Annotated in this window: 21 protein-coding genes; 14 read left to right on the forward strand and 7 right to left on the reverse strand. The window is 41.8% G+C overall.

Translation table 11 applies throughout. From position 1 onward, the window contains the following. Positions 1-71 precede the first annotated feature (71 nt). From ttcA to recD, 10 genes are all read left to right on the forward strand, one after another. The gene (gene ttcA / locus A3774_RS05200; RefSeq protein ID WP_067864210.1) at positions 72-1,037 is read left to right on the forward strand and encodes a tRNA 2-thiocytidine(32) synthetase TtcA; all 966 of its coding nucleotides are present in this window, start codon (positions 72-74) and stop codon (positions 1,035-1,037) included. A 131-nt stretch (positions 1,038-1,168) separates the two neighbouring features. After that, positions 1,169-1,744 carry an AraC family transcriptional regulator gene (locus tag A3774_RS16495; protein WP_067864214.1) on the forward strand — a complete coding sequence of 192 codons (576 nt, stop codon included), beginning with the start codon at positions 1,169-1,171 and terminating at the stop codon, positions 1,742-1,744. Beyond that, the gene (locus A3774_RS16500; RefSeq protein ID WP_067864217.1) at positions 1,722-2,150 is read left to right on the forward strand and encodes a helix-turn-helix domain-containing protein; all 429 of its coding nucleotides are present in this window, start codon (positions 1,722-1,724) and stop codon (positions 2,148-2,150) included. Before A3774_RS16495 ends, A3774_RS16500 begins: the two co-directional genes overlap by 23 nt. Further along, positions 2,150-3,319 carry an MFS transporter gene (locus A3774_RS05215; RefSeq protein WP_067864220.1) on the forward strand — a complete coding sequence of 390 codons (1,170 nt, stop codon included), beginning with the start codon at positions 2,150-2,152 and terminating at the stop codon, positions 3,317-3,319. Before A3774_RS16500 ends, A3774_RS05215 begins: the two co-directional genes overlap by 1 nt. Before the next feature lie 7 nt (positions 3,320-3,326). Then, entirely contained in the window at positions 3,327-4,112 is a 786-nt protein-coding gene (locus A3774_RS05220; protein ID WP_067864223.1) for a class II glutamine amidotransferase, read from the forward strand. 270 nt (positions 4,113-4,382) lie between these two features. Then, positions 4,383-5,423 (forward strand): sensor domain-containing diguanylate cyclase, encoded by a 1,041-nt coding sequence (locus A3774_RS05225; protein ID WP_067864226.1) that lies wholly within the window; start codon positions 4,383-4,385, stop codon positions 5,421-5,423. A 47-nt stretch (positions 5,424-5,470) separates the two neighbouring features. After that, entirely contained in the window at positions 5,471-5,683 is a 213-nt protein-coding gene (locus A3774_RS05230) for a hypothetical protein (RefSeq protein WP_067864230.1), read from the forward strand. Positions 5,684-5,901: 218 nt separating this feature from the next. Then, entirely contained in the window at positions 5,902-9,201 is a 3,300-nt protein-coding gene (recC, locus tag A3774_RS05235; RefSeq protein WP_067864233.1) for an exodeoxyribonuclease V subunit gamma, read from the forward strand. Continuing rightward, the gene (gene recB, locus A3774_RS05240) at positions 9,194-12,754 is read left to right on the forward strand and encodes an exodeoxyribonuclease V subunit beta (protein ID WP_067864235.1); all 3,561 of its coding nucleotides are present in this window, start codon (positions 9,194-9,196) and stop codon (positions 12,752-12,754) included. Before recC ends, recB begins: the two co-directional genes overlap by 8 nt. Continuing rightward, positions 12,751-14,598 (forward strand): exodeoxyribonuclease V subunit alpha, encoded by a 1,848-nt coding sequence (gene recD / locus A3774_RS05245; protein ID WP_067864238.1) that lies wholly within the window; start codon positions 12,751-12,753, stop codon positions 14,596-14,598. Before recB ends, recD begins: the two co-directional genes overlap by 4 nt. A gap of 91 nt (positions 14,599-14,689) precedes the next feature. Here recD and A3774_RS16580 read toward each other — a convergent pair whose 3' ends face one another. The 3 genes from A3774_RS16580 to A3774_RS05255 form a co-directional block, all read right to left on the reverse strand. Beyond that, a complete protein-coding gene (locus tag A3774_RS16580) occupies positions 14,690-14,839 on the reverse strand; it encodes a hypothetical protein (RefSeq protein ID WP_156473660.1) in 150 nt (49 codons plus the stop codon). 199 nt (positions 14,840-15,038) lie between these two features. Continuing rightward, positions 15,039-15,281 (reverse strand): GrxA family glutaredoxin, encoded by a 243-nt coding sequence (locus tag A3774_RS05250; protein ID WP_067864239.1) that lies wholly within the window; start codon positions 15,279-15,281, stop codon positions 15,039-15,041. 533 nt (positions 15,282-15,814) lie between these two features. Next, on the reverse strand, positions 15,815-16,384 hold the full coding sequence (locus A3774_RS05255) for a TIGR04211 family SH3 domain-containing protein (RefSeq protein ID WP_067864532.1): 570 nt from the start codon (positions 16,382-16,384) through the stop codon (positions 15,815-15,817). A gap of 254 nt (positions 16,385-16,638) precedes the next feature. Here A3774_RS05255 and A3774_RS05260 point away from each other — a divergent pair, with 254 nt between their 5' ends. Next, positions 16,639-17,445 (forward strand): mechanosensitive ion channel family protein, encoded by an 807-nt coding sequence (locus tag A3774_RS05260; RefSeq protein ID WP_067864242.1) that lies wholly within the window; start codon positions 16,639-16,641, stop codon positions 17,443-17,445. 85 nt (positions 17,446-17,530) lie between these two features. On the opposite strand, the gene A3774_RS05265 is transcribed toward A3774_RS05260, so the two are convergent. From A3774_RS05265 to A3774_RS05275, 3 genes are all read right to left on the reverse strand, one after another. Further along, positions 17,531-19,729 (reverse strand): sodium:solute symporter family protein, encoded by a 2,199-nt coding sequence (locus A3774_RS05265; protein WP_067864245.1) that lies wholly within the window; start codon positions 19,727-19,729, stop codon positions 17,531-17,533. A 143-nt stretch (positions 19,730-19,872) separates the two neighbouring features. After that, the gene (yidD, locus tag A3774_RS05270) at positions 19,873-20,163 is read right to left on the reverse strand and encodes a membrane protein insertion efficiency factor YidD (RefSeq protein ID WP_067864248.1); all 291 of its coding nucleotides are present in this window, start codon (positions 20,161-20,163) and stop codon (positions 19,873-19,875) included. 168 nt (positions 20,164-20,331) lie between these two features. Then, on the reverse strand, positions 20,332-21,726 hold the full coding sequence (locus A3774_RS05275; protein WP_067864253.1) for a PhoH family protein: 1,395 nt from the start codon (positions 21,724-21,726) through the stop codon (positions 20,332-20,334). A 291-nt stretch (positions 21,727-22,017) separates the two neighbouring features. On the opposite strand from A3774_RS05275, the gene cobB reads away from it, so the two are divergent. Next, a complete protein-coding gene (gene cobB / locus A3774_RS05280; RefSeq protein ID WP_067864256.1) occupies positions 22,018-22,728 on the forward strand; it encodes a Sir2 family NAD+-dependent deacetylase in 711 nt (236 codons plus the stop codon). 229 nt (positions 22,729-22,957) lie between these two features. Then, positions 22,958-24,349, forward strand: coding sequence for a nucleotide 5'-monophosphate nucleosidase PpnN (gene ppnN / locus A3774_RS05285; protein ID WP_067864259.1), 1,392 nt, complete (start codon positions 22,958-22,960; stop codon positions 24,347-24,349). A gap of 92 nt (positions 24,350-24,441) precedes the next feature. Here ppnN and bktB read toward each other — a convergent pair whose 3' ends face one another. Further along, positions 24,442-25,626, reverse strand: a complete 1,185-nt coding sequence (gene bktB / locus A3774_RS05290) for a beta-ketothiolase BktB (RefSeq protein ID WP_067864261.1) — start codon at positions 25,624-25,626, stop codon at positions 24,442-24,444. A 476-nt stretch (positions 25,627-26,102) separates the two neighbouring features. Between bktB and A3774_RS05295 the strand changes: the two genes are divergently transcribed. Beyond that, positions 26,103-26,891: a TIGR00266 family protein gene (locus A3774_RS05295; RefSeq protein WP_067864264.1), complete on the forward strand. Its 789-nt coding sequence runs from the start codon at positions 26,103-26,105 to the stop codon at positions 26,889-26,891.

Here is a 26,891-nt window from a genome sequence, read left to right on the forward strand (position 1 = left end):
ACCATCAAAGTATTGATGCTCATCTCAATTGAATCTAACCGAACTGAATCAGTTCCATGGCCGTGTCAGTAATGAACTCAAATAGTACGCCTGAAATATATAATCTTACATCTGCTGAGCTTGATTTTGCCGAACAGAAAAAGCTAAAAGTCCGTCAAAATAAGCTGCAGAAGCGACTACGTCGTGAGATGGGTAAAGCTATTGAAGATTTTAATATGATTGAGGAAGGGGATAAAGTGATGGTCTGCCTCTCAGGAGGTAAAGATTCATACGCTATGCTTGATATCCTAATGAACTTGCAACGTAGTGCGCCGATTAATTTTGAGTTGGTCGCTGTGAACTTGGACCAAAAACAACCGGGCTTTCCCGAAGAGATCTTACCTGCCTATTTAGAAACTATAGGCGTGCCGTTTCATATATTAGAGCGGGATACCTACTCAATTGTGAAAGAGGTTGTACCTGAAGGAAAAACAACCTGTGCGCTTTGCTCTCGTTTACGTCGAGGTTCGTTGTATGGCTTTGCTGAAGAGATTGGTGCGACAAAAATTGCGTTAGGCCATCACCGTGATGATATTTTGGAAACCCTTTTCCTGAATATGTTTTATGGTGGTAAATTAAAAACGATGCCGCCAAAATTAGTGTCGGATGATGGTAAAAATACAGTGATCCGTCCTCTCGCTTATGCTCGAGAGAAAGATATAGAAGCTTACGCTGAACTAAAAGGTTTCCCTATTATTCCGTGTAACCTTTGCGGTTCGCAGGAAAACCTTCAGCGTCAGGTTATCAAAGAGATGTTGCAAACGTGGGATAAAAACTTCCCAGGTCGTATTGAAACAATGTTTCGCTCTTTACAGCATGTTGTGCCTTCGCATTTGGCTGACACTGAACTATTCGATTTTAAAGGTCTTCAGCAGGGCTACCCTCACGGTATAGTACCTGGAACTGAAACCCCAACCTTTAAACCTGAGGTGCCGGTAGATGCGAGTGAAGCAGTACAATCTTACAATCCACAGAAGATTGATCTTCTGTCGTTGTAGCTCTATTTTTAGCGTTTCGCGTTGCTTATCTAAGTGACGGGCCTTTGTAAATGTCCTAAATTGACGGTTATTAGTCATTGAGGACATTTCACCTCTAAGAGATACTGGCTCCATCTTATTGGAGGTATCTTATGAAGATCATCGCTGCTTTAGGTTATCAGGATTGCCAGATTCTTGATCTGACCGGGCCGTTGCAAGTGTTTGCTTCGGCTAATCAGGCACTAGGTTATGAAGCGTATCAACTTAAAATTGTTGGTGTAGATACGCATCCCATTTGTACCAATTCTGGTATGAAAATTTTACCCGATTTAGCGTTTTCTGATCTGATGGACGCGGATACCTTATTGTTATCAGGGGGGCGAGGGGTTAAAGCCCTTCTCCATAATGATGAACTTATTGACTGGGTAAAGCAGAGTGCTAAGCGGGTTAATCGAATTGCTTCGGTTTGTAGTGGCGCTTTTCTATTAGCGGAAGCTGGATTGCTCAAAGGTAAGAAAGCGGTCACACATTGGAAGTCTTGCTCTTTACTCGATAAAAACTATGAGGGTATCGAGGTTGAGAACGATGCTATCTGGCTTAAACAAGGGAATCTTTATACATCGGCAGGTGTTACATCGGGGATTGATTTAGCGTTGGCGCTTGTTGAAGAGGATTTTGGCCATGGGATTACTATGGATGTTGCTCGTGAGCTGGTGGTTTTTTGTTAAACGTCCGGGCGGGCAGGCGCAATTTAGTACCCAATTAAATGCCCAGAATAAGGCCACAGGGGTTGTGGCTAAAGCACAGGCTTATATACAAAAAAACTTAGATAAATCCCTTGGATTGGCTCTGTTAGCTGAGTACTGCTGCGTTAGTGAGCGACATCTCTTTCGGCTTTTTAAAGAAAGTTGTGAGAGCTCGCCCGCGGCTTATATAGAGAGTAGTCGCTTGAACTTAGCACAACAGTTAGTGTGTGAAGGGAGGCTCAGTTTTCAACAAGTTGCTGAGCGTTGTGGCTTTGTCTCTGCTGATAATTTAAGACGTGTTTTTTTGAGGCGCTTAGGTGTTAACCCTCGGGAATACAAAGCACGTTTTGGGACATACTCGTTGAGTAACGAAGTAGGGATAGATTAATGAACAAGAATGTTTTTTTACTCTCCGTATGCCAAGCGCTGCTGACAACGGGCAATGTTTTATTGGTGTCTGTCGTTGCGTTGATTGGTCAAAGTCTAACGGTTAATCCCAGTTTAGCAACGTTCCCCGTCGCCACTCAGTTTTTAGGCTTGATGGCAGCGACAATTCCAGCGTCCTTAATTATGAAGCGCATAGGGCGTAAAAATGGATTCTATTTAGGTAATTGTGTTGGTATTTCAGGCTCTATTGTATGTATCTTTGCATTAACCGCGGACCTGTTTTACTTGTTTTCATTAGGCACGTTTTTGCTCGGTATTGGCATAGGGTTTGGTACCTTATATCGCTTCGCTGCTGTGGAAGTCTGCGCGGATGAACAGAAAAGTAATGCGATATCTTTTGTTATGGCTGGTGGTGTACTTGCTGCGATTGTAGGCCCTCAGTTAGCGATTTATAGCCAGACCTATTTCGGTGAGTTTGAATTTATTGGAGCGTTTATTGGTCTGCTCGTACTTTATACTATAGCGTTATTGATGCTCTTTTTTACCGAGCTTCCATGTGAGCAAGAAAAAAATACTTATGCGCCCCAGCGGCCGTTAAAAGAGATTGCCTCTCAGCCTGTATTTATCGTTGCAGTGATTGTTGCGATGGTTAGTTACGTAGTGATGAATTTATTAATGACAGCAACGCCCTTAGCCATGGTTCGGTGTGGTTTCACCTTTCCTCAAGCGGCTCACGTTATTCAATGGCATGTGCTTGGGATGTTTGCGCCATCATTTTTTACGGGGGGATTAATTAATCGTTTTGGTATCTACCCTATTATGCATTTAGGGGCTGTATTTATGCTGGCGTGTATAGGAATAAACCTTACCGGTGTTAGTGAATGGCATTTTTGGACTGCGTTACTCTGTTTAGGCATTGGTTGGAATTTTATGTTTATTAGCGCGACTCAGTTGTTTACGACCGTCTATAAACCCGCTGAGAAGGCTAAATCTCAAGCAAGTAATGAGTTTATTGTTTTTGGTATGGTGGCTGTTACTGCATTGTCTTCTGGCTGGTTAGAGATGACGTTAGGTTGGCAAGCGATGAATTGGATCGTATTGCCGCTAGTGTTATGGTCTATAGGGGTTATTTTCTATATTGGTCAACAGCGTAAAGTCGTAAATAATTGAGGTAAAAATGAGTTTTTCCCCGCTTTTGCTGACGGTATTAAGTTCATCGCCTATCAATGTCCAGCTACATGGATCTGTTGGATTTGAAGGTTTAGGGGTTGGTTCTATAGCTGATCTGAACCCCAGCCGGCTGGTGGCTTCAGGAAACGGTGATGTTCAACGATTAGAACAACTTTTTAAGCTTGGGGGTGGTTTAGGGCATACTTATTCTGATCTTTGGTCGGCGGTACTTTATCCTGATAGCCCTATTGAAACCGTTGATATTCAGCCTTTTATTCGGCCACAGCGGGGCAGTGCGCATCTGTTTTCTATGGTCGGCGACCTCCCGGGGATTGTGAATAACGAGTGCTTTCCTATTGGTGATCAATGGCCGATCAGTTGTACTGATCAGGAAAGGGCATTTTGTTTGTTACAGGAGCGAATGCGAAAGCTATGGAAAGAGGGGCGACCTGATCATGAAATGAGGTTGGCGCTGTTGGCTGATTATGCGGGTCGATTAGAGAAGTTAGCGCCACATAATTTTATGTATTGGGACGGTGAAATGATGTTTTCTTACACCTCCCTGAGTTCAGATATTGAGCCTTTGGCTTATCAGCAGTTTTCGGGTGATACCGTTAAGTTGAACGGTGCATTCCCTTTGACGATTATGGCTGAAACCAATGCGGATATAGCAATTGTCGCTAGCCATTCACTTTTACCACAGTCAACACCTATGGTTGCGGGTTCTGTTCTTTGCTTTTCGAGCGGGGATTATTTAGAGCGTTGTGATCCAGTGGTTTTTTGGAACGATTGAGATCAAAGTCTACACTTATAGCTATTTTCTTATACTACCTTTCTATGCTGCAGGTGCGTAATAAGTCTAAGAGATTGATTATTGATCAATTGCTATAATACTTGACCAAGGTTAATGATTAACCTTGCCTTAATCATGATAATGGACTTCAATTAGTGATGTTGTGGCGTTGTTGTAAAGGTTAAAGCGGTTCTTAGCTTGTATTAGTACCTTGTTTCGCTTGTCTTAATATTTCTCTTAAATGTTTTTGTGCAGGTGCTTTTAATTCCTATGGATTCCAAGGTTAGATCTATCTCTCATTCTGCAGAATCAGCGCTGAATGATCAATCTTCTACACAAACGAATCTCTTTGTTTGTGATCAAGTAGACCCATCTTTACTTGTGCAGGTATTCGATCGAATTGCACTGCCGACATTTGTCCTAGATACAAATCATGTTGTTCTTCATTGGAATTCCGCGCTAGAAAAGCTAAGTGGCCTTTGTCGCGAAGATATGATTGGAACTAAGAATCATTGGAAACCCTTCTATTCAACTCCGCGTCCTTGCCTAGCTGATTTAATACTTAATGGTGGGCGATATGAAGACGTTGAGTATTACTACACAAATAAATGTAAACGTTCTGAGCTTATCGATGAGGCTTATGAAGCGGAAGATTTCTTTCCTGAATGTGGGGCTGATGGTGAGTGGCTACACTTTACCGCAGCAGGGATCATGGATCCTGAGGGGAATTTAATAGGTGCGATCGAAACGTTAGAGAATATTAGTGCGCGAAAAATTGCTGAGCTTGAGCTACTTGAACGAGAACGAACTTATAAAGAGTTAAGTGTTACTGATAGCTTGACAGGTTTGTATAACAATCGACACTTTTACACTAAATTAGAAGTAAACTTGGATGAGGCTCGACGATATCGTCATGAATTTACACTCTGTTTTTTCGATCTTGATGATTTTAAAAAGTTGAATGACGCTTATGGTCATTTAATGGGAGATATGGTGCTAGAAACGTTTGGTTCCCTAATTCAATCGTCGCTTCGCGGTTTAGATAGTGGCTATCGTTATGGTGGTGAAGAGTTTGCTGTATTGCTGCCTTCTACAGATACTGAAGGAGCACTGAAAGTAGCAAATCGTATCAGAGAAAGTCTAGAAAGCTATCAATTTATGCTGCCGGATGATGGCAATCTACACGTGAGTGTTAGTATTGGGCTAACTGCCTATACAGTAGGGGATAGCGTACAAAGCATAATGACTCGAGCGGATGAGGGCTTATATAAAGCGAAAAGCCAAGGAAAAAACTGCATTATAACGGTTTAACCTTTCTTGGCTCTGTGTAATGATTCGCTTACCTACATGGAGGCACGATGAAAAGTTATCTTTTTTCTACAGACAATGAACGCGGAGGAGTTATCCTCTGTGATATTGATACGCTGCCTGACGCAGTAGAGTACCTCAAACAGCGTTTTAAAGGGGTTGTTCGAGTTGAGCAGGGGCGCGACTATTGGTCGGAAAAAGAGGGCTTTGCTAGCTTGCCTGCATTAGAGGTAGACTCAAAAGACCCCACTTCGGCCCCCTAATTACCTACTTTAACGGCTATTAAGCGCCTTTTAATATTCAGGTTAACTTCGTTAGCGGTTCTGAGTTAAAAGTAAATAGTGTTAGGTTTTCAATTCTCTGTGATTCAAGTCTATAAGGTTAATGCGCTGACTTTATAGAGATTTTTCCTGACAAAGAAATCTGAGTTGAGTAAAGTACAGCTATTACTCCTCATAACGATTACTAAATCAGGAAACGGATGTTTCAGGTTTATCATTCCAACTCATTACTTGTATTGAAAGATCTACTTGTTGAACTTATTCGACGAGACCCTCTTTCCGACCCTTTTCGTGCAGAACAGATTTTAGTGCAAAGCCCTGGCATGGCGCAGTGGCTTAAATTGGAACTGGCTGCATCATCTGGTATTGCCGCATCTGTGGACTTTCCACTGCCTGCCTCTTTTTTATGGCACTGTTTTTCCGAAGTGTTAGAAGGGGTACCCGCCCGCTCTGCTTTTAATAAGGAAGCGATGAGTTGGAAGTTGATGTTACTGCTACCGGATCTATTGGAGACAGATGAATTTTCTGCTCTTAGGAGCTACCTAGCTGATGATGAGTCTAGGTTTAGGCTCTATCAGTTATGTAATAAAATTGCAGATATTTTTGACCAATATCTCGTCTATAGACCCGAGTGGGTTGCTGATTGGGAGCAAGGCGGTTCTTTGGCCGCAGAGCGTCACCCTTGGCAACCGATTCTTTGGCGTGCATTAACCCAGCAGACTAAAGCGTTAAGTCAACCTCATTGGCACCGAGCAAATATGTTCAGTGCGTTTGTTGAGTCGGTACGAAACATTGGTGATATAGACAAACTCCCTAAGCGTTTATTTGTCTTTGGTATCTCTGCACTGCCCCAGAATTATGTTCAAGCTTTGCAAGTCTTAGGCGAACGTATTGATGTACACCTCATGGTGACCAATCCTTGTCGTTATTACTGGGGGGATATTGTTGATCAAAAACAGATCGCTAGAATGAATCGACGCTGGTTCAGTAAGCCTGAACTTGATTACAGTGACTATGCTGAAGGTAATCCATTACTTGCCTCTATGGGTAAGCTTGGACGTGATTATCTTTATCAATTACAAGACTGCCTTGGTGAAAGTGTTGGTGATGAGATTGATGCTTTTGCGGATCTTGAAAGACATTGTTTACTTAGCAGTATTCAACAAGACATCCTAGATTTAGACAATCCTGCTCAGTTTCCAGAAGACCCTTCCACAAGTGCCTATAAACACGCTATTACAAACGATGACCAATCATTGATTGTACATAGCTGCCATAGTGCTTTACGAGAGGTTGAAGTCTTGCATGATCAATTACTCGCTATGTTTGAGAATGATCCTAATCTTAAACCCCGCGATGTAATCATTATGATGCCTGATGTAGCTCAATATGCTCCTTATATTGATGCTGTTTTTTCTAGCGTACCTTTTGAACGCTATATCCCTTATTCCATATCTGATCGGAGTAGTCGCCAAGAAAACCCTTTATTACTAAGCTTTGAGAAGCTCGTAAAACTCGATAGTAGCCGCTTTACTGTATCGGATGTTCTTGAATTACTGGAAGTGCCTGCAATTATGCGACGTTTTGATCTGGATGAGCCGAGCTTTCAGCGATTAAGGTACTGGGTCGATCAGGTTAATATCCGTTGGGGGATGGATTCTGAACAGCGAAGCTTATGGCAATTGCCCTTGTTTGAACAAAATAGTTGGCGTTTTGGTTTGCGTCGAATGTTAGCAGGCTATGCGCTAGGGGAAGAGGTTAGTTATTGGCAAGATATTGCACCTTATATGGAGATTGAAGGTCTTGAAGCTGAACTTTTAGGCAAGCTAGCTGATTTTATAGATCTTCTCGACGAGGTAAAAGACAGCTTTAGTGGTGAACATGAGCTTACGGAGTGGGTTGATATTATTAATGGTTTATTAGATGCCATTTATAGTGCTGATGAAGCCGATGAAATACCTCTGAATGGAATTAGACAAACCTTGCAAGCATTACAAGAGCAGCTTAGCGATGCGAACTATGTTTTGCCCTTGTCTTCTACCGTGATGGCTGATTATTTGATAAATGGAATTAATCAACAGCGCTCGTCTCAGCGTTTTATGGTGGGGGCTGTTAACTTCTGTACGTTAATGCCTATGCGCTCTATTCCGTTCTCTGTGGTTTGTTTATTAGGGATGAATGACTCAGCCTATCCACGGAGTATCCCACCTGTCGGCTTTGATTTAATGACTGATTACCCTCGACGGGGAGATCGTTCACGTCGAGATGATGATCGGTATCTTTTTTTAGAGGCGCTCTTATCTGCGCAAGCCTGTTTATATATCAGTTTTGTGGGGCGCTCTATCAAAGATAATAATGAGAAAATTCCATCGGTATTAGTGAGTGAATTATTAGACTATGTGACACAAAGCTATGTTTTAGAGGGAGATCAAGCGCTTTCTACGAGTGAGTCAGGTGAGAAATTAAGAGCCCATTTGATTCAACAGCATCCGATGGTACCCTTCAGCCCCGTGTACTTTTTGCCACAAAATTCGTCATCGTCGTTATTTAGTTATGCCCGTGAGTGGTTACCCGCGGCAAGTGCAGAGAGCGAAGCGCCTTCTGCTTTTTATGTCGATGCCTTAGTTGAAGAGCCTCAAGAGCAGATTGAACTTAATGCTATTATTAGTTTTTTAAAGAATCCCTGTCGCAGCTTTTTCAATCAACGTTTAAAAGTATTTTTTGCTAATCATGAAGTTAAAGCTCAAGATGAAGAGCCTTTTGCGCTGGATGGTTTACAAGCTTATTTAATTAAACAACGCTATCTTGAAACGGCACTGTCGGATGGTGATCTTAACCAGTTAGATCAGACCATACTTGCAGAAGGCGCCTTGCCTGTTGCAACCAATGGCCAATTAAAGCTTGCTCGGATTCGTCATGACTGTACTGAATTAGCGCACAAGTTATTGCCTCTATGTGAGGGTGAACCACAACGCTTAGAGGTCAAGATAGCCTTTCCTAATTTACTTTTACAGGGCTGGCTAGACCATTGTTATCCAGCCCACTTATTACGTTATCGGCCCGCTGAGATCAATGCTCGTGATCGTCTGGGTAGCTGGGTTGAGCATTTAGCGTTGTGTTTATCTTCAGATCAGTGTCGTAATACCGTATATCGAGGGTTGTCTGGTAAAGTTCACTACCGCGCTGTAGAAAAAGAACAAGCGTATATATATTTAAAAACCATCGTTGAGTTTTACCAACAAGGTATGAATGCACCCCAAGCATTTGATGCTAACAGCGCACGTGAGTACTTTAAGCAATATCAAAAAGACCCTGATATAGCTTTAGCATCTATAGAAACCCTGTTTTACGGGGGTAGTCACAAAGCAGGTTTGCAAGATGATCCCTATATACGTCGAGCTTATCCTGACTATGCGCAGTTTTTGGAGCATTTTGTGCCTTTAGCAGAGGCCATCTATGCCCCGATGCTCGACTACATGGAGGAGGGTAAAGATGAGTAATATTTTACCTTTAGATCCATTAACTTTCCCGCTTCAAGGGCAACAGCTTATTGAAGCAAGTGCAGGAACGGGAAAAACTTATACTATTACGGCCTTGTACTTACGGCTCCTTTTAGGCTTAGGCAATATTAATGATAAGCCTTTAGGTCCAGATCAAATTCTGGTTGTAACTTTTACTGAAGCCGCCACCGAAGAGTTAAGAGACCGTATTCGTAGTCGAATTGTGGATGCGCGTTCCGCTTTTTTGCAGGCAAATAAAGATATATCCGATCCCTTTCTAATCGCATTAAAGCAGCAATCAGCTGATCATGCTCAAGCAATTAAATTGCTAGAGCAGGCGATTCGTCAGATGGATGAGGCTGCTATTTTTACGATCCATGGTTTTTGCCAGAGGATGCTAAAACGTCATGCTTTTGAAAGTGGTTCATTGTTTGATAACGAACTAACAAAAGATGATCAGAGCTTGATTCGTAGTGCGGTTGTCGATTTTTGGCGCAACACCATCTATCCACTTAATAATGATTTAACTGAGTTAGTCTTATCAGAGTGTTGGAAAGGACCTGATGAGTTAATGTCTCAGCTGCGAGGGCTGCTGAACCATACAGATTTAAAGGTTGAACCGGATCTGTCTGGGGCCTCTTTACAGGAGGCCTATGATGAACGTTTAGAGGCGTTGAATCATTTCAAACAGTCTTGGTTAGCAAATGATAATGACCTTATCGCTTTAATTCAGGCCTCAGGTGTCAATAAGCGGAGTTATACCAAAGCGAGTGTGCCTAAATGGCTCGCGCAAATCGATCAGTATGCAGCATCTGAACAGTTAGAACCTAATTCAAGCTTGTTGAAGGTGATGCAGAGGTTCACCCAAACAGTGCTTAATGAAAAAACAGATAAAGGTGAGGCGCCACAGCACCCATTATTTGTGGAATTAGATGCTTTACTCTCTCAGCCCTTGCCTATCAGAGAGATATTATTAGGGCGAGCACTGCAAGAGGTCAGTGAGCGTTTACAGCAAGCTAAGAAACAGTATCAGTTACAAACATTTAATGATCTGCTGACGGATTTAAGTGATGCGCTTCGATCTGAAAAAGGCAGTGCGCTATCTATTGCAATTAATCAGCAGTTTCCTGTTGCGATGATTGATGAGTTTCAAGATACCGATCCACTTCAGTACGGTATTTTTTCATCTTTATATGCCGATCAATCTAATACAGCATTGGTGATGATCGGTGATCCTAAACAGGCTATTTATGCTTTTCGTGGTGCGGATATTTTTACCTATATACAAGCACGGCGTTCAGTGAAAGAAACTTATACCTTAGATACTAATTGGCGTTCGACTCAAGCAATGGTTGATGGGGTTAACAAGTTATTTGAGTTTGCGGATTCTGCATTTATTTATGATGAAGATATTCCATTTTATCCAGTAAAAGCGGCGGATAAAGGGGCTAAAAAGCTTAAGCTACAAGAGCATAAACCGGCAGCTCTTACGTTTTGGTGTCATCCAGAGGAAACTCCCTTAAAGAAAGGGCAGTATCTAACTACATTTGCCCAAAGTACCGCTGCTGAGATTGACCGCTTACTTAATTCTGACGTGACTATTGATGGGCGACAGATTGAAGGGTCAGATATTGCTGTATTAGTACGTGATCGTTTTGAAGCAGAAGAGGTGCGTCGTGCACTGGCGGTGTATGAGCACCCCTCTGTTTATTTAAGTAACCAAGATTCTATTTTTACTTCTATCGAAGCGTTAGAGCTGTCGTTAATTTTAGCTGCAGTTGAAACACCGCAAAAGGAACGTACTTTAAAAGCTGCGCTTGCGACCGAGTTATTGCAACTGGATATAGTGCAACTTGATGCTCTCAACCATGATGAAAACCTCTGGGAACAGGTTGTTACTGAATTTACTGGCTATCGTGATCTATGGTTAAAGCGGGGGGTATTACCTATGCTTACCCAGCTTTTGCATCAGCGGAATTTGGCGGCTAAAACATTACAACAAGCCTCAGGTGAAAGGCGATTAACCAATCTATTGCATCTAGCTGAGTTATTGCAGCAGGCTAGCAGTCAGTTAGAGGGTACGCTTGGATTACTGCGTTGGTTTAATGAGCAGATTAGCAATCCTTCTAGTGCCAATGATGATCAAATCTTACGCCTTGAAAGTGAACGAAACTTAGTTACCATCGTGACGGTTCATAAGTCAAAAGGCTTAGAATATCCCATTGTATTTTTGCCTTTTGCTTGCAGTTTTAGAGAAGCTAAAACAGCCCTTTATCATGATGAAAATGGACAATCCATTTTGGATATGGGTAAAAACGCAGCGGCGCTTGAGCAAGCAGATAAGGAGCGTTTAGCTGAGGAGTTAAGGTTGCTCTATGTTGCCTTGACCCGTTCGGTTTATCGTTGTTATGTCGGTGTGAGCGATATACGTATTGGTAATAGCAAGAAGTCTCGTTTAAAAGACAGTGCGTTAGGTTATTTATTGCTCCAATCTGGCCGCTCACTGGAAGAGGCTTTATCTGAGTTAGCCTTATGCTCTCCCGCTATAGAGGTGGTTGTTCCACCGGATCATGGTGTTCAAAAAGATCTATTTACGGCGGATGATGTAGTAAATCCAAGGTTAGCAGCGCAGACATTTACAGGGAGTATTGATCGAGAGTGGCGAGTCAGCAGTTATTCTGCTCTTAGCCGTCATAGCACGGCTTATATACCCGATCTGCCTGGCTTGGATCTTGAGGTGGTGGATGAGGCTACTCAGCTTGTCGAGGTAGATATACCTGAAGGCCGTAATATTTTCACTTTCCCTAAAGGGGCAAATGCAGGAACCTTTTTACACAGTATTTTTGAAGAGATTAGTTTTCCCGCGTTTATCCACGCGCAGACTCAGTCTGGCGGTTTGTTAGACGAGGGATTTTCTCAACAGATAAGCGATCAATTGGTATTGGCCGGTTATGAAGTGGAATGGTTGCCGGTTATTGAGCAGCTAATTATCGATATATTGACGACTGATTTGACGAGTAACGGTTTGAAACTAGGCGGTGTTGCTGATTCTGATCGATTAGTTGAGATGGAGTTTATGCTCAGGGCTGATAGGGTGACAGTCTCTGATTTAGAGGTGCTTATTCGCAAGTACAATCCTCTTTCAGCCAAAGCTAAGCCTTTATCATTTGAGCCTTTAAGAGGCATGCTTAAAGGCTTCATTGATCTGATCTTTCGTGATGGAGAGCGATATTACATAGTAGATTATAAATCGAATCATCTCGGTTATGAGAGCGGTTGTTATAACCAAACCTCGTTAAACGAGGCTATGATCGAGCATAGATATGACCTGCAATATCTACTGTATACCTTGGCTGTACATCGCTTATTGAAACAGCGTATTCCTGATTATAATTATGAGCGCCATTTTGGAGGTGTTTATTACTTATTTCTGCGAGGAATCGGCCCTTTGGCGGATAACTCAGGGATTTTTAATTGTCGTCCTGAGCAGGCTTTAATTGAAGCACTGGATCAATTATTTTCAGGTGAAGGCTTGGGAGGTAATGCGTTATGATGAACCCAGTCAATGACCAAAAAGATAACTACCTTTTTCAACTTAAACGATGGGTTGGCTTAGGTTATATCCGCTCAGTTGATTATCAGTTAGCCCATTTTTTATCGGATAAAATCGTTTACTCTCCAGAGAATATCTTATTATCCGCTTTGGTTAGTTATGAGCTGGCGACAGGTAATGTTTGTTTACCTCTTTCTCGGCTTCAATCTCCCCAAGATTATTGGCCGGATGAAATCAGCGATCTGTTGATAAAGATAGATTGGTCACGTGTTGAACTAGATGAATTAGTACTAGGTTCCGGCGAATCTGTTACCCCGCTAGTTCTTGATAAAGAAAGGTTTTATCTTTATCGCTATTGGCAATACGAGTGTTCGGTTGCAGAGGCGTTGATACAGCGTGCAGTCTCGATTGAAACCGATGAGGTTCTGCTGCAAGCCGGGTTAAGAAGTTACTTTCCCACCGGAAATACGGAAGAGATTGACTGGCAGAAGGTGGCGGCTGCATTAGCCGTGCAAAAACGTTTCTCTGTTATCAGTGGTGGCCCGGGTACAGGCAAGACAACGACTGTTATTAAATTGCTCGCGCTTTATATTGAGCAACAGAAAGCAAAAGGGGATAGTTTTACGATTCAACTTGCCGCGCCTACAGGTAAAGCGGCTGCGCGTTTAGCTGAATCTATTTCTAGTGCTAAGCATAAATTGGATCTTGAGCCTCAATTAAAAGCTGAAATACCATCAGAAGCGAGTACTCTGCACCGTTTGTTGGGGGTTATTCCTAATAGTATCTGTTTTCGGCATGATGCAGAAAACCCCTTACACCTCGACCTTTTAGTGTTAGATGAAGCCTCGATGGTTGATCTACCAATGATGTCTCGTTTACTTAGAGCCTTGCCTGCTTCCGCACGTTTAGTCTTGCTGGGAGATCGTGATCAGTTAGCATCGGTTGAAGCGGGTAGTGTTTTAGGTGATATCTGTAGTTGGCCGGATAAGCTTTATTATTCGGCACAGCAATCTTCTCAGCTGAATAAGCTTTGCCAGTTAGCACAACCTTTGCCTGTAGGGGCTAGTAGTACATTTTCGGATAGCCTCGCAATGTTACATAAAAGTTATCGTTTTGATGATCAAAGTGGTATCGGTTATTTAGCAAGGGCCGTCAATGCGGGTTGTTGTACTGATGTAAAAGCCGTGATTAAAGCGGGTTATAGTGATCTTAATTATCACTACCTTTCGCAAGATAGCTATGAGGCTATGATCAACACTTGTGTCGATATTTATGCCGAACTCTTTAAAGGCCTTTTCTCTGGAGACAATCCACAACAGTTATTAGTTAACATGACGCACTTCCAGCTTTTATGCGCACGTCGTCAGGGTGCCTATGGAGTGGAAGGTCTTAATGATCGTATTTATACCGGACTGCGAGAGCGATGCTTGATTAAGGAAGAGGGGGGATGGTATCCAGGTCGTCCTATTATGATCACTCGAAATGATACCTCTCTTTCTCTATTTAATGGTGATATAGGTGTCGCTGCTTTTGATGATACTGGTCGTCTAAAAGTTTGGTTTGACGAGAGTGGAGAGCTGAGATCAGTATTGCCCAGTCGTTTACCTGAGCATGACACTGTATTTGCAATGACGATCCATAAAAGTCAGGGGTCTGAGTTTGAGCGAGTGATGATGGTATTACCACCAAATGACAGTCCCTTATTAAGTAGGGAGTTGTTGTACACCGGCGTTACCCGTGCCAAAAAGGTGTTGGATATTATTGCAACTGAATCTGTTTTATTACTAGCAACGGAAAGGCGAACGGAAAGAGCGGGAGGTTTAGCTCTGAGATTGTGGAAATAATCTACAGGGCATACAGGTGATAAATAAACGGCTCAGATTGATACAATCTGAGCTGCAATTTATGTAGATCTATTTAAGAAATACCAAACGTTTAACGGCCGCGATGGTGTCGTCTTTGTTGCTCTAACTCATCCATACGACTTTCTATGCGAATCGGTTTTACTTTAGCTTTACTATTTTCCCAAAGCTGCAGAATAATAATTCCAGCAGCAATAGCCAGAAGAACGGTAAATGTCATCATAACCTACTCCTAAGCCGGTATTGGACCAGCTATAACGTAATTTCAGTATAACCTAAACGAGATCACTATTATCAAAAAGAAAGATCTAAAAAACTATGATTAAGTCTCAGCTTAAATGATAGATCTCTTTTTGTAGCATCGTAAAAGCTTTTAAAACAGCTTACGGCTTCTATTACTATATTGGGGTAATATTTTATTTTTAAACGCCAGCTTGAGTCAGAAACGCTTCCAGCTCAGTAAAACCACCAATATGCTCTTGGCCGCAAAATACCTGAGGAACAGTTTCAACAGGTTTGCCTACTGTTTTTTCTAAGTCTTCTTTGCTGATATTTTCTTTATGAATATCAATGTAACGATAGTCCAGACCTTTTATTTCACATAGCTCTTTTGCTCTTACGCAGAAACCACAACCTTCACGACCAAAAATAGTAATACGTTTCATTGCTGGATCTTCCTTCTAATATTTAAGTTGAATGTATTGAAACAGCTTCTTATAGGGATGACTAATTAGATCTATTAATCTTCTCGATTGTTTTTCTAAATCAAATAATTTGGTCATTAATTTTGGGGCAAAAGCAGAACCATATTGGTGCGCTAATCTCTAACTTTTGCTGGACACTTATAAGTGTGAGTAACCTTGTGCAGTGCAATAAGGGGGTCAATCAGGGATGGTTATTGGGCTTAACCACTTTGTCCCCAGTGTCTGTGGATAACCCTGTAAACAACCCTTGGGAAAGCAACTTAAGCCCCTATAAAATGGCTCTATCTCATATCTGGCTAAAAAATAACCAGTCGTTTATCTTGTTGATTTTAAAGGTATATTCTTGTTTTTTAATGTATATAAAAGGAAATTGCTAAGTTTTGGAGCATTAATGTTTTCGTCATTAATCTTTAACTTATGTCAATGCCTTTGTGGGTTAAATATAAAAAAACTAGGCAAATAAACCTGGTTTTTTTATGACTCAAATATACAGCTTAAAACCACTCATCTTTCCGTTTTCTTCGTTTAGGGAAGTATGGGAGAATCAAACCTAGAATCACACCCCCTAAAGCTACTAGACCGCCATGTGTAAACCAACGCATTAGATTGCTTTCATCGCTAGACTCAATTTTAAAATTAAGCTCTTTGATGGTCGCATTTAATTCGGCTACTTCACTGGTTAGAAGCTGGTTCTTTTCGCGCATACCACCTGATTCACTTTGCAGTGTCTCTATTTTAGCGGCTTGCTCAGCGACAGTGATTTGGCTTTCTTCAAGACTGCTTTGTAGTTTCGGTAATCGGACCGAGATACTATCGCCTGGGTCTACAGCGGTTGGTTCAACCCAACCTATGCGCCCTTTAGGCATACGTATCTGGACATACTTGGTCTTTGGGTCTCGTTTTAGTATATCAACAGCACTTCCGCTTGGGATGCGTGTGATAATACGATATTGATTGCTCGGGCCGTTATGAACATAGATCATTGCATCATCAGCAATATGACCTTTTTCAGCATGGACGGAGGCAGAAAAGAGTAGAATTGTGGCTAAAATTAACTTTTTCATTGATACAGTTGTTTGAACACTAGAATTTGTCATATTGTACGGATTAAACTGGCTGCTTAACAGGTTGTTTTGTAAGTAAAGACGTAAAAACTTCCATAACTGACAAATCAGAGAGGTAGAATTACGTATTACCAAGAAGCGAGACAGCCTCAGTATGCCTGTTTGGCTGTTGTTAAGATTCATATTGTTTTAATTCGTTCACTTTATTTTTTTAATCGTTTAAAAAATAGTAATTAAATCTTCAGGGGAACTAAATGGAAAATTTCTTTGATGCCTACGTCTTCCCATGGATCGTAGATATTCTTATTGCGCTGGCTATCTTTTTTATCGGTCGCTGGGTTGTTAAGCAGCTGATAAAACTGTTAGAACGCGTTCTGCGCAAATCTAAGCTTGACGATATGCTGATTAACTTCATCACATCTATAGCTAATGTTGTGATGCTACTTTTTGTAATTGTTGCTGCATTAAGCCATTTAGGTGTTGATACTACATCACTTATCGCTTTAGTTGGTGCTGCAGGTTTAGCTATTGGCCTATCTCTTCAGGATTCTCTGAAGAACTTCGCTGCTGGCGTTATGTTAGTGATTTTCAAGCCTTTTCGTGAAGGTGATTTTGTTGAAGCGGCGGGTGTTTCTGCTGTTGTAGAGCATATTCAGATCTTCAACACGATTATGCGTACAGGTGATAACCGTGAAGTTATCGTTCCAAATGGTGCTATTTATAGCGGCGTAATCACTAACTTCTCTGCGCGTGATACACGTCGTATCGATATGGTATTTGGTATTGGCTATGATGATGATCTACGCAAGGCAAAAGAAGTATTAGCTGAGATCATTGCTGCAGATGATCGTATTCTTAAAGACCCTGCACCTGTTATCGCTGTATCAGAATTGGCTGACAGCAGTGTTAACTTTGTTGTACGTCCTTGGGTCAACTCTGCTGATTACTGGGCAGTGCTTTGGGGAACAACTGAAGCGGTTAAACTACGTTTTGATGAGGAAGGTATTAGTATCCCTTTCCCTCAAATGGACGTTCATATGCATAAACAAGAAGAAGCTTAGTTTCTAAGTATTTTTCTTATGATTGAAAAGGGCCTCATTTGAGGCTCTTTTTTTACATAAATTCTAAAACAACAATGATTTTAAGTTATGGATTCTTTTCCTCATCACCTTTTAATAACTTAAGTTCTCTGCTTAACAATAAATTTTCCTGCTTGATCTTTTGTGATTCCAATCGGTATTTCATTATCTCTTGATAACGGGCTTCGATTTTTTCTTCGAGTTGATCGATGGTTTCTTGCTGACGTGCAGTTTTGTCTTCTAGTTTATCAAGCTGTGTCTGTAGCTCTTCGATCAAGCCAAAGCTTGTCATGCTGACACTGCTCTCACTGTCGCTATCTTTCTCTGTTGTTTGTAGCTCAGAGAATATATGGCTGTATAAGGCCTTTAAGTCAGCTTCTTCACGTTGGTTGTAGCGGATCGTGTTCTCTATAGCATTATGTGCGCTGGCTGCACCTAGAGAGCCTGCGAGCACATGCTCCACCATGCGATGGAACTCGACGAGCTCTATAATGGTGATTGTTTCTTTTTTAGAGACTTGTAAATCTTCGGCGATGGTAAGTACTTCATTGGTCGCTTTCTCTTCATCAATATAATTTGATAAGAGGCTTTTTGCTTCTTCAATTTTAAGCTGTAAAGGGATGTAAGCGTCTAATCCTGTAGGGCGTGCCTTACGTTTTTTCCTTGTGGTCATCGAGCTGATAAATTCAGTTCTAAGGTTTCTTTCGCTTTTATTTGGGCTAAAGATTAGAGAGCCGATAATGTAGCAGCTGACGTTAAATACCATAGACCAAAAAACCGCATGGGTGATCGGGTGTAAACCCTCAAGTCCAAAAAGTGCTTCAGGTCTCAGTGCTTGTATATGCCAAGGCCCATTGGTTAATAGGTCTTCTGAAAACCATCCTTGCTTAATAAATGTGGGAATCAAAAGGCTATAAAACCATATACAAAAGCCAGAAAGTAAGCCTAATTGGGCACCGAGACTATTGCCCTTTTTCCAGAAAATACCACCAAATAAAGCGGGAGAAAATTGTAGAACAGCAGTAAACGAGATAAGCCCAATGGCTACTAATATATAAGCATCAGAGAACTCGTTAGCAAATAACAAGCTTCCCATTAAAATAAGGGCAACAACCAACCAGCGCAGTTGTAATAAGTAGCTTCGGATAAACTGTAGGGAAGGGATTCTTTCCAGTATAGGTAGAATTAGATGATTGGACACCATAGTTGAAAGCGTCATTGTGGTAATAATAATCATCCCTGTTGCCGCTGAAAAACCACCAATAAAGGCTAATAGTGTGAGACCACTACTACCGGATTGTTGAGGGAGAAGTAACACAAAAAAGTCGGCTGATTCTGAAGGCATTCCCATTAGTAAGCCGGCTGCGGCGATAGGCACAACGAACAAATTGATTAAAACCATATAAAGTGGGAATACCCACATGGCTGTTTTGATATGCCGGTGATTGGCGTTTTCGATAACAGATACATGGAACTGTCGAGGTAAGTTATGTATTGCTGAGAAGCTTAAGATCAGTAGTGTGGCCCACATCAGCCCGCTGTCTTTAGTGGCTGTAAAGCTGGCAACATGCTCTAAGTCTGCGTCTTTTAGACGGTTTAAGATGTCGCCAAATCCATCGAATAAATAATAGGTAGCAAAAATACCTACAGCTATAAATGCAATGAGTTTCACTAGGCATTCCGCAACGAGTGCAGCCATCATTCCTTGGTGGCGTTCTGTTGGGTCAAGCCTTCGAACACCAAAAATGATGGTAAAACCTATCATGAAGAGTGTAACGATCCAGCCCGCTAAATCATGCTGCGAGCCGCTGTTAGGACTATTAGTGATCAGTTCAAATGAGCTAATGATAGCTTCAAGTTGTAGAGCGATATAAGGAACAATACCGATTAGGGCGATGAGGGTAACTGTTGCAGCGATCTTTTGAGAACGGTTATAACGGGTAGAGATAAAGTCAGCGATACTGGTGATTCTGAATGTTTCTTTTACTTGAATCATGCGTTTAAGCGTAATCCACCAGAAAATAATCCCTATCAGGGCCCCACCATAGACACCTAAAAATAGTAAGCCGGAAGATGCAGCAAAACCAACACTGCCATAAAAGGTCCAAGATGTGTGGTAGACCGCTAAGGATAATGCGTAAACCCAAGGGCTACTTGATGTGGGCTTAGGTTTATTTTGGATGCGTTTTTCAACTACCTGAGCAATAGAAAAAAGCAGACCTACATATAAGCTAATATAAAGAATAACGGATAGCGGTGTGAACATATTACCTAGCTCAATCTATCTCTGTGAAGTGTCTTATATTAAACCCTATATCTTGTGGGCTAAAGAGGTTGAGCTTAATAATAATAGATGTCTTGCACTAAAGGTCCAAAAGGAAGGATTACGCTTTAAATAAATGGAAATCTTTAGATTTGCTTTGTATTGCTATCATCTTTTGTATGTTTATGTTGTTCACAACAGCTATCAGGAACCGGATCATAGCCTCCGTCATTATAGGGGTGACAGCGGCCAAGCCGTTTGATGCCAAGCCATGTACCTTTAATCGGTCCATGCACTTGAATGGCTTCAATCATATAGCTTGAGCAGGTTGGATAAAAACGGCAACGGGGCCCAATCACGGGACTGATCAAGTAGCGATAAATGTTGACTAAGCCAATTAATAATTTGCTTAGGATATTTTTTAAAAAAGTACTCATCCCACTATTCTAGTTGAATTGAGCTATTCAATATAGCGTAAAACGCAATATATAAGATTTTGTTAATGTAATGATTGTGCTGTTTAGCTCACAACCCTAAATTAAACATATTAGGGCTGTGAGGCTAGGTACTAGGTGTCTATTTTTCACACCTTTGGTTTATGTTAACTATAAATGTTCTTCTGCATATTCAGCTAAACGTGAGCGGAAAATACCTTCAAGATGGATGTTGGCAGCGCCTTCATAATCTTTAAAGCGTTCCACTAAATAAGTTAAACCTGAAGTTAGTGGGGTTAAATAGTTGGAATCGATCTGCGCTAAATTACCTAAGCAGATAATTTTCGAGCCTTTACCGCAACGGGTTACTATCGTTTTAAGTTGTGAAGGGGTTAAATTCTGGGCTTCATCCAGAAGAACAATTGCGTCCTGAATACTTCGTCCACGAATGAAGTTGAGTGATTTAAATTGGATGTTTGCCTTCTCGATAGCATATTTTACACTGCTTTGAGGGCGTTCATCATTCTCATGCATAGCTTCAAGGTTATCTTGGATTGCACTCAACCAAGGGGTCATTTTTTCCTCTTCTGTTCCTGGGAGGAAACCTATATCTTCAGCCACAGGTGGTGTTGATCGCGTCACAATAATCTTATTATAACGGCGTTGTTCGATAACCATTTCAAGGGCACAGGCGAGGGCCATTAATGTTTTACCTGAGCCTGCAGCACCATTAAGAATAACCAGATCTAAATCAGGATCTAAGACTGCGTTCATGGCAAAGGCTTGGAAAATATTGATGGGCTCAATTCCCCAACAGTTTTGCTGCATTAGCCTGTCTACGCCTAAATCGCGAAGTGTAACTTGGCCATCACGAACCGAGGTGACGCGTGCGGCAAACTCTTCTGTATCATCGTAAAGGTATTCGCAAGGGTAGGTGTTGGGTAACACCTCTTGGCTTATTTGATGGTACGTGTGGGTGTCTTCTTGATAGCTAGTGACATCTTCAACTTGCTCCCAGAAATTACCCTCAATGTTGTAGTGGCCTGCCGGTAAAAGATCAATATCTGAAACGAGTTGATCGGTTCTATAATCTTCAACCTTTTTTAGACCCGCGCCCAATGCCTTGAGGCGCATATTGATATCTTTTGTGACCAGAATAGTTTCACGGTGAGGGTTTGTTGCTTGTAAGTGCAAAGCGCAGTTAATGATCTGGTTATCTTTGTTGGAGTTCTGCGGTAGGAAGCCTTGTCGTGCGGTAAGTTCATGATCAGGGAAAATGCTCAATTGTCCTAATTTATAATCACTGTTAGCGCTAGACAGAGGGGTAATAATATCTACGCCTTTGGTGATTTGAGCCGCATCTTTAGCGTGGGTAATGATGTCATCTATAGCACGTATCGCTGCTCGTGCTTCTTGAGAAACATTTTTCTTTCTATCCTTTATATCGTCCAACTCTTCTAAAACAGTCATCGGTATAGTGATGTCCTGTTCTTTGAATTCATAAAGGCATTTAGGGTCATGAAGTAAAACGTTGGTGTCGAGAATATAGAGTTTAGAGGCGGTCATAGCCGGTTCCTTCTATAGCCGAGGGGAGTAATGCAAACCAGAGGTTGATTCACGTCAGGGCGAGTGCGACGAAGCCTAGGATTAGGTGCCACAATTCTTCTTGTTATGCTGCAAACGTTATAGTCCGTTTGATCCACTAGGGTTTCTCAGTTGTAGGCTGATTGATTGGTTACTTTTATCTTAGTCGATGAGATTTATCGCGCTAATTTCTAAGTAGCCAACTCCACATAGTCTAGTAATACATAGGTTACTGTAGTATGACAAGAGGCAAATTGTTGCAAGGAAATTAATATGGCGATTGAATCTATAGTGATATTGACCGGTGCGGGTATCTCTGCAGAGTCTGGTATTAAGACTTTTCGCGCCTTAGATGGCTTATGGGAAGATCATAAAGTCGATGATGTGGCGACACCTGAAGCGTTTGAACGTAATCCTCGATTAGTCCATCGTTTTTATAATGAACGCCGTAATCAGCTATTGTCACCTGAGATAAAACCTAACTTAGGTCATTATGCGTTAGCTGAGTTAGAAGAGAAATTTCCGGGCAGGGTTTTAGTCGTTACCCAGAATATTGATAACTTGCATGAACGGGCAGGAAGTAGAAATCTCCTACATATGCATGGTGAGTTATTAAATTTACGCTGCAAAGAAACAGGTGTTATTTACAGGGTTGATCAAGACTCACAGCCAGAAGATCTCTGTCAATGCTGTGGGTCATCAGGGAACTTACGGCCAGATATTGTCTGGTTTGGTGAACTGCCTATGCATATGCCGCAGATCTATAATGCGTTGGAGCAGTGTGATCTATTTATCTCTATTGGCACTTCTGGGCATGTTTATCCTGCTGCCGGTTTTGTTGAGATTGCTAATGCTGCAGGTGCATTAACGGTTGAGCTTAATCTTGAACCATCTAGAGTGGGAACGGTTTTTGATCATAAGATTTATGGCCCCGCAAGTGAAATAGTGCCTGAATTTGTTAATGAAATTCTTTGCCAGATTTAAACTAGGCTTTTGATTTAGAATGGCTTTTTGTGGGTTTCTGTTTTCTGTTCTATAGTTAAACGGGTTCTTTTATTTTATGAGTTAAGAACCTTAACAAGACTTAGGTTGTAAATATTGCTATGTATTTTCATATCACTGTAACAAGCAAAATTTAAAACTAAGATAGATCCATATGTTTTGATGTAAATCGAGTTGATATAGATATTTCTCGATTCAGGAGATGGTCATTATGATGGCAGAAAAGTACGTAACCACCAGTATTACTCCATTAGAGAGCCTGGATACGTTATCTCCCTATGAGATAGCTAAACTTCAAGATGTGAGTCAAGGCGGGCTTTATCGTTTGTTTCGCCAGTGCTGTTTAGCCGTTTTAAATAGTGGTAGTGCACTTGATAGCACCAAAATGGTGTTAGATAAATTTAGTAACTTTGATATAAAAATTAGCCAAAAACATCGCAGTGTTCAGCTTGAACTACTTAATGCCCCTGCGGCTGCGTTTGTGAATGGTGAAATCATTACAGGTATCAGAGAGCATCTATTCTCTGTATTAAGAGACCTGCTGTATGTAGGTTCTGAAGTAGATGAATGCTGCCCAGGGGCAAGCGAGTCAGACACCATTACGAATAGAGTCTTTCATATTCTTCGCCATGCGGATGCCATACGCCCCCATATACAGCCTGATTTAGTTGTGTGTTGGGGAGGTCATTCAATAGAGCGTCCTGAATATGAATACACAAAAAAAGTTGGTTATGAGATGGGCTTGCGAGGGTTGAATATTTGTACAGGTTGCGGCCCTGGAGCGATGAAGGGGCCAATGAAAGGCGCGACAATCTCTCATGCTAAACAGCGCATAAAAAATGGTCGTTATGTGGGGATTTCTGAGCCGGGTATTATTGCCGCGGAAAGTCCTAACCCTATAGTTAATGAACTTATTATCATGCCTGATATTGAGAAACGATTAGAGGCATTTGTACGTTTAGGGCATGGGATTGTTGTATTTCCCGGCGGTGCAGGAACGGCAGAAGAGATTCTCTATATTTTAGGTATTTTATTACATGAAAAAAACCATAATTTGCCTTTCCCATTAGTACTAACGGGGCCGGAAGGTAGTGAAGATTATTTTGCTACAGTGGATGCTTTTATTAAGGCGACCTTAGGTGATGAGGCAAGTAAACGCTATCAAATTATTATTGATGATCCCCATGATGTTGCAGAGGTCATGAGAGAAGGCTTGGAGCAAGTGACTCGTTATAGAAAAGCAACCAGTGAGTCGTTCCACTATAACTGGCAGTTATATATTCCAGAAAGTTTTCAGCAGCCATTTGAGCCAACCCATGAAAATATGGCGGGATTAAAACTGATGAAAGATCAGCCAGACTTTGAATTGGCAGCTAACTTACGTCGGGCCCTGTCTGGTGTTGTTGCAGGTAATGTTAAAGAGCCGGGGATTCGTGCTATTGAGGAAAATGGACCGTTTGAAATATGTGGTGAGGAAGCGATTATGGCTCCTTTGGATCAATTACTAGAATCATTTGTTGCTCAACGACGAATGAAAATCAACTATCAAGAGTATCAACCCTGTTACCGTTTACGCCCAGAATCTGAAGCCGTTGCGGTTTGAGAGTCAGGGTAGGATATATATTTTAGATATAAAAAAGCCGGATATTTATCCGGCTTTTAGTATGTATAAATAACTAGTTAATTAGTTGATCATTAAGGTCTTTCAAATAAAGCAGCAATCCCTTGGCCGCCACCGATACACATAGTGGCTACAGCATAACGGCCACCTGAACGCTGCAGCTCATAGAGAGCTTTTACGGTAATAATTGCACCTGTGGCGCCTATAGGGTGGCCCAAAGAGATACCGGATCCATTGATATTGACTTTATCTGTTGGTAAATCTAAATCGCGACATACGGCGAGTGCTTGCGCGGCGAAGGCTTCGTTGACTTCCCAAACATCAATATCCGAAACATCTAGATTAGCATCTGTGAGTAGCTTTCTAACCGCAGGGATTGGGCCTATGCCCATATATTTAGGTTCGACACCAGCAAAAGCGTAGCCGACAAGTTTAGCCATAGGCTTTAGCCCTTTTGCTTTAGCAACGTCAGCCGCCATAAGCGTAACGGCGGCGGCAGCATCATTAAGGCCAGAGGCATTGCCTGCCGTGACTGACCCCTCTTTTTTGAAGGCAGGACGAAGCTTCTGCATATCAGCTAAAGTGCAGCCATGGCGTGTGTGCTCATCTGTATCGAAAGGCACCATTTCGCGCTTAACTTTGACATTGATCGGTAGGATTTGCTCTTTAAAGGTGCCTGCTTTTATCGCAGCTTCAGCTCTATTGTGACTGAGTACCGCTAAATCATCTTGATCTTCACGGCTGATTCCCCATTTTTCAGCAACATTTTCAGCTGTAATTCCCATGTGATTATCGTCAAATGGGCAGGTAAGTGCACCAACCATAGCATCAAGTATTTGCCCATCACCCATACGAAGACCAAAGCGCGCAGAGGGCATCCAATATTGAGCTCTACTCATGGATTCTGAACCGCCAGCTACCGCAGCATCACAAACGCCTAATTCTATCTGTTGAGCTGCCGTAATAATTGCTTGTAAGCCACTGCCACATAAACGGTTTAACGTGAGTGAAGGGGTTTCGTGTGGAAGCCCTCCATTCACAGCCGCTACGCGGCCTAAATACATGTCTCTACGTTCAGTATGCACCACATTACCAAACACGCTGTGGCCAATATCTTCGGGCGCTATGCCGGCACGCTTGACGGCTTCTGCAACACATTCTGCGGCCATTTGGCAGGGTGGGATATCTTTTAAGCTTCCGCCGTAACTACCAATAGCTGTACGCACACCACTCAGTACCACGATCTCTCTTTGGGTCATTTTTATATGCCTTATTTATTTTAGTTGAGGAGAGAAAGTCGCTTGCTTCATTATTAGATTACCGCTACCAAGAAACTTTCTATCTTCACCATAGCACCGCAATCTGGTGGGTAGATATACAAAAGCAAGCCTTGGCATAAGACATTGGTTTTACATTTGAGTCTTTTTTAGACTGATGTCTAAGACCTAAGCGCGATTTTTTGTTTTTAGTGAAATGCTTTTGGAGGAGTGCTCGAATGATATTTTTTTGTTGCTAAGGTTCCGTTAGGAAATAGGTGTAGAAAAAAAGCCCAATAACTCTTTTGACTTTTAGCCTATGGATAAATAGTGAAGAGGGTAAAAGTTAAATGGGTCTTGCCCTTTAAGTGGGAATATTGGTTTACTGTCCATCGATTGTAACGGCGTTGTTTTTTTATTTAGATCAAATTTACAAGGCCCACTATATTTATAAAAGAATACCTGGAAAGGAGCGAGAAATGCGTTGTCATGAAGTTGATTATGAAATTATAGGTGAAGCGCTTCAGGTTGTTGAAGTGGAGCTAGATCCCGGTGAAAAGGTGATTGCCGAGGCGGGTATGATGAATTATATGGAGGAGGACATCACGTTCGAAACGAAGATGGGTGATGGCTCTGAACCGGATCAAGGGTTGATGGGGAAATTATTCTCAGCGGGTAAACGTATGGTTATGGGTGAGTCTGTATTTATGACTCATTTCGGTAATGAAGGCTTGGGTAAACGTCGAGTGGCTTTTGCAGCACCTTATCCAGGTAGTATTGTTGCGCTTAATTTAGCGGATTACGGTGATCAAATCACCTGCCAGAAAGATGCATTTCTCTGTGCGGCCTTAGGAACTAAGGTTGAAATTGCTTTCTCTAAAAAAATTGGTGCGGGCTTTTTTGGTGGTGAAGGGTTTGTTTTACAAAAGCTCGAAGGGGATGGCATGGCGTTTGTCCAAGCCGGGGGCACTGTCGTTAGAAAGGAACTGAATAACGGGGTGTTGCGTGTTGATACGGGGTGTTTAGTTGGTTTTACCGATGGAATTGAATATGACATCGAGATGGTGAAAGGGCTTAAATCTATGATCTTTGGTGGTGAGGGTCTGTGGTTGGCTACACTCAGAGGTACTGGGTCTGTTTGGGTGCAAAGTTTACCCTTCTCACGGTTGGCTGATCGCTTGATTGCATCTGCACCATCATCGGGTGGTTCTGATAAAGGAGAGGGGTCCGTTTTAGGTGGTTTAGGTCGAATGCTGGATGGTAAATAA

Source organism: Neptuniibacter marinus (genome assembly GCF_001597725.1).
Classification (GTDB): Bacteria; Pseudomonadota; Gammaproteobacteria; order Pseudomonadales; family Balneatricaceae; genus Neptuniibacter; species Neptuniibacter marinus.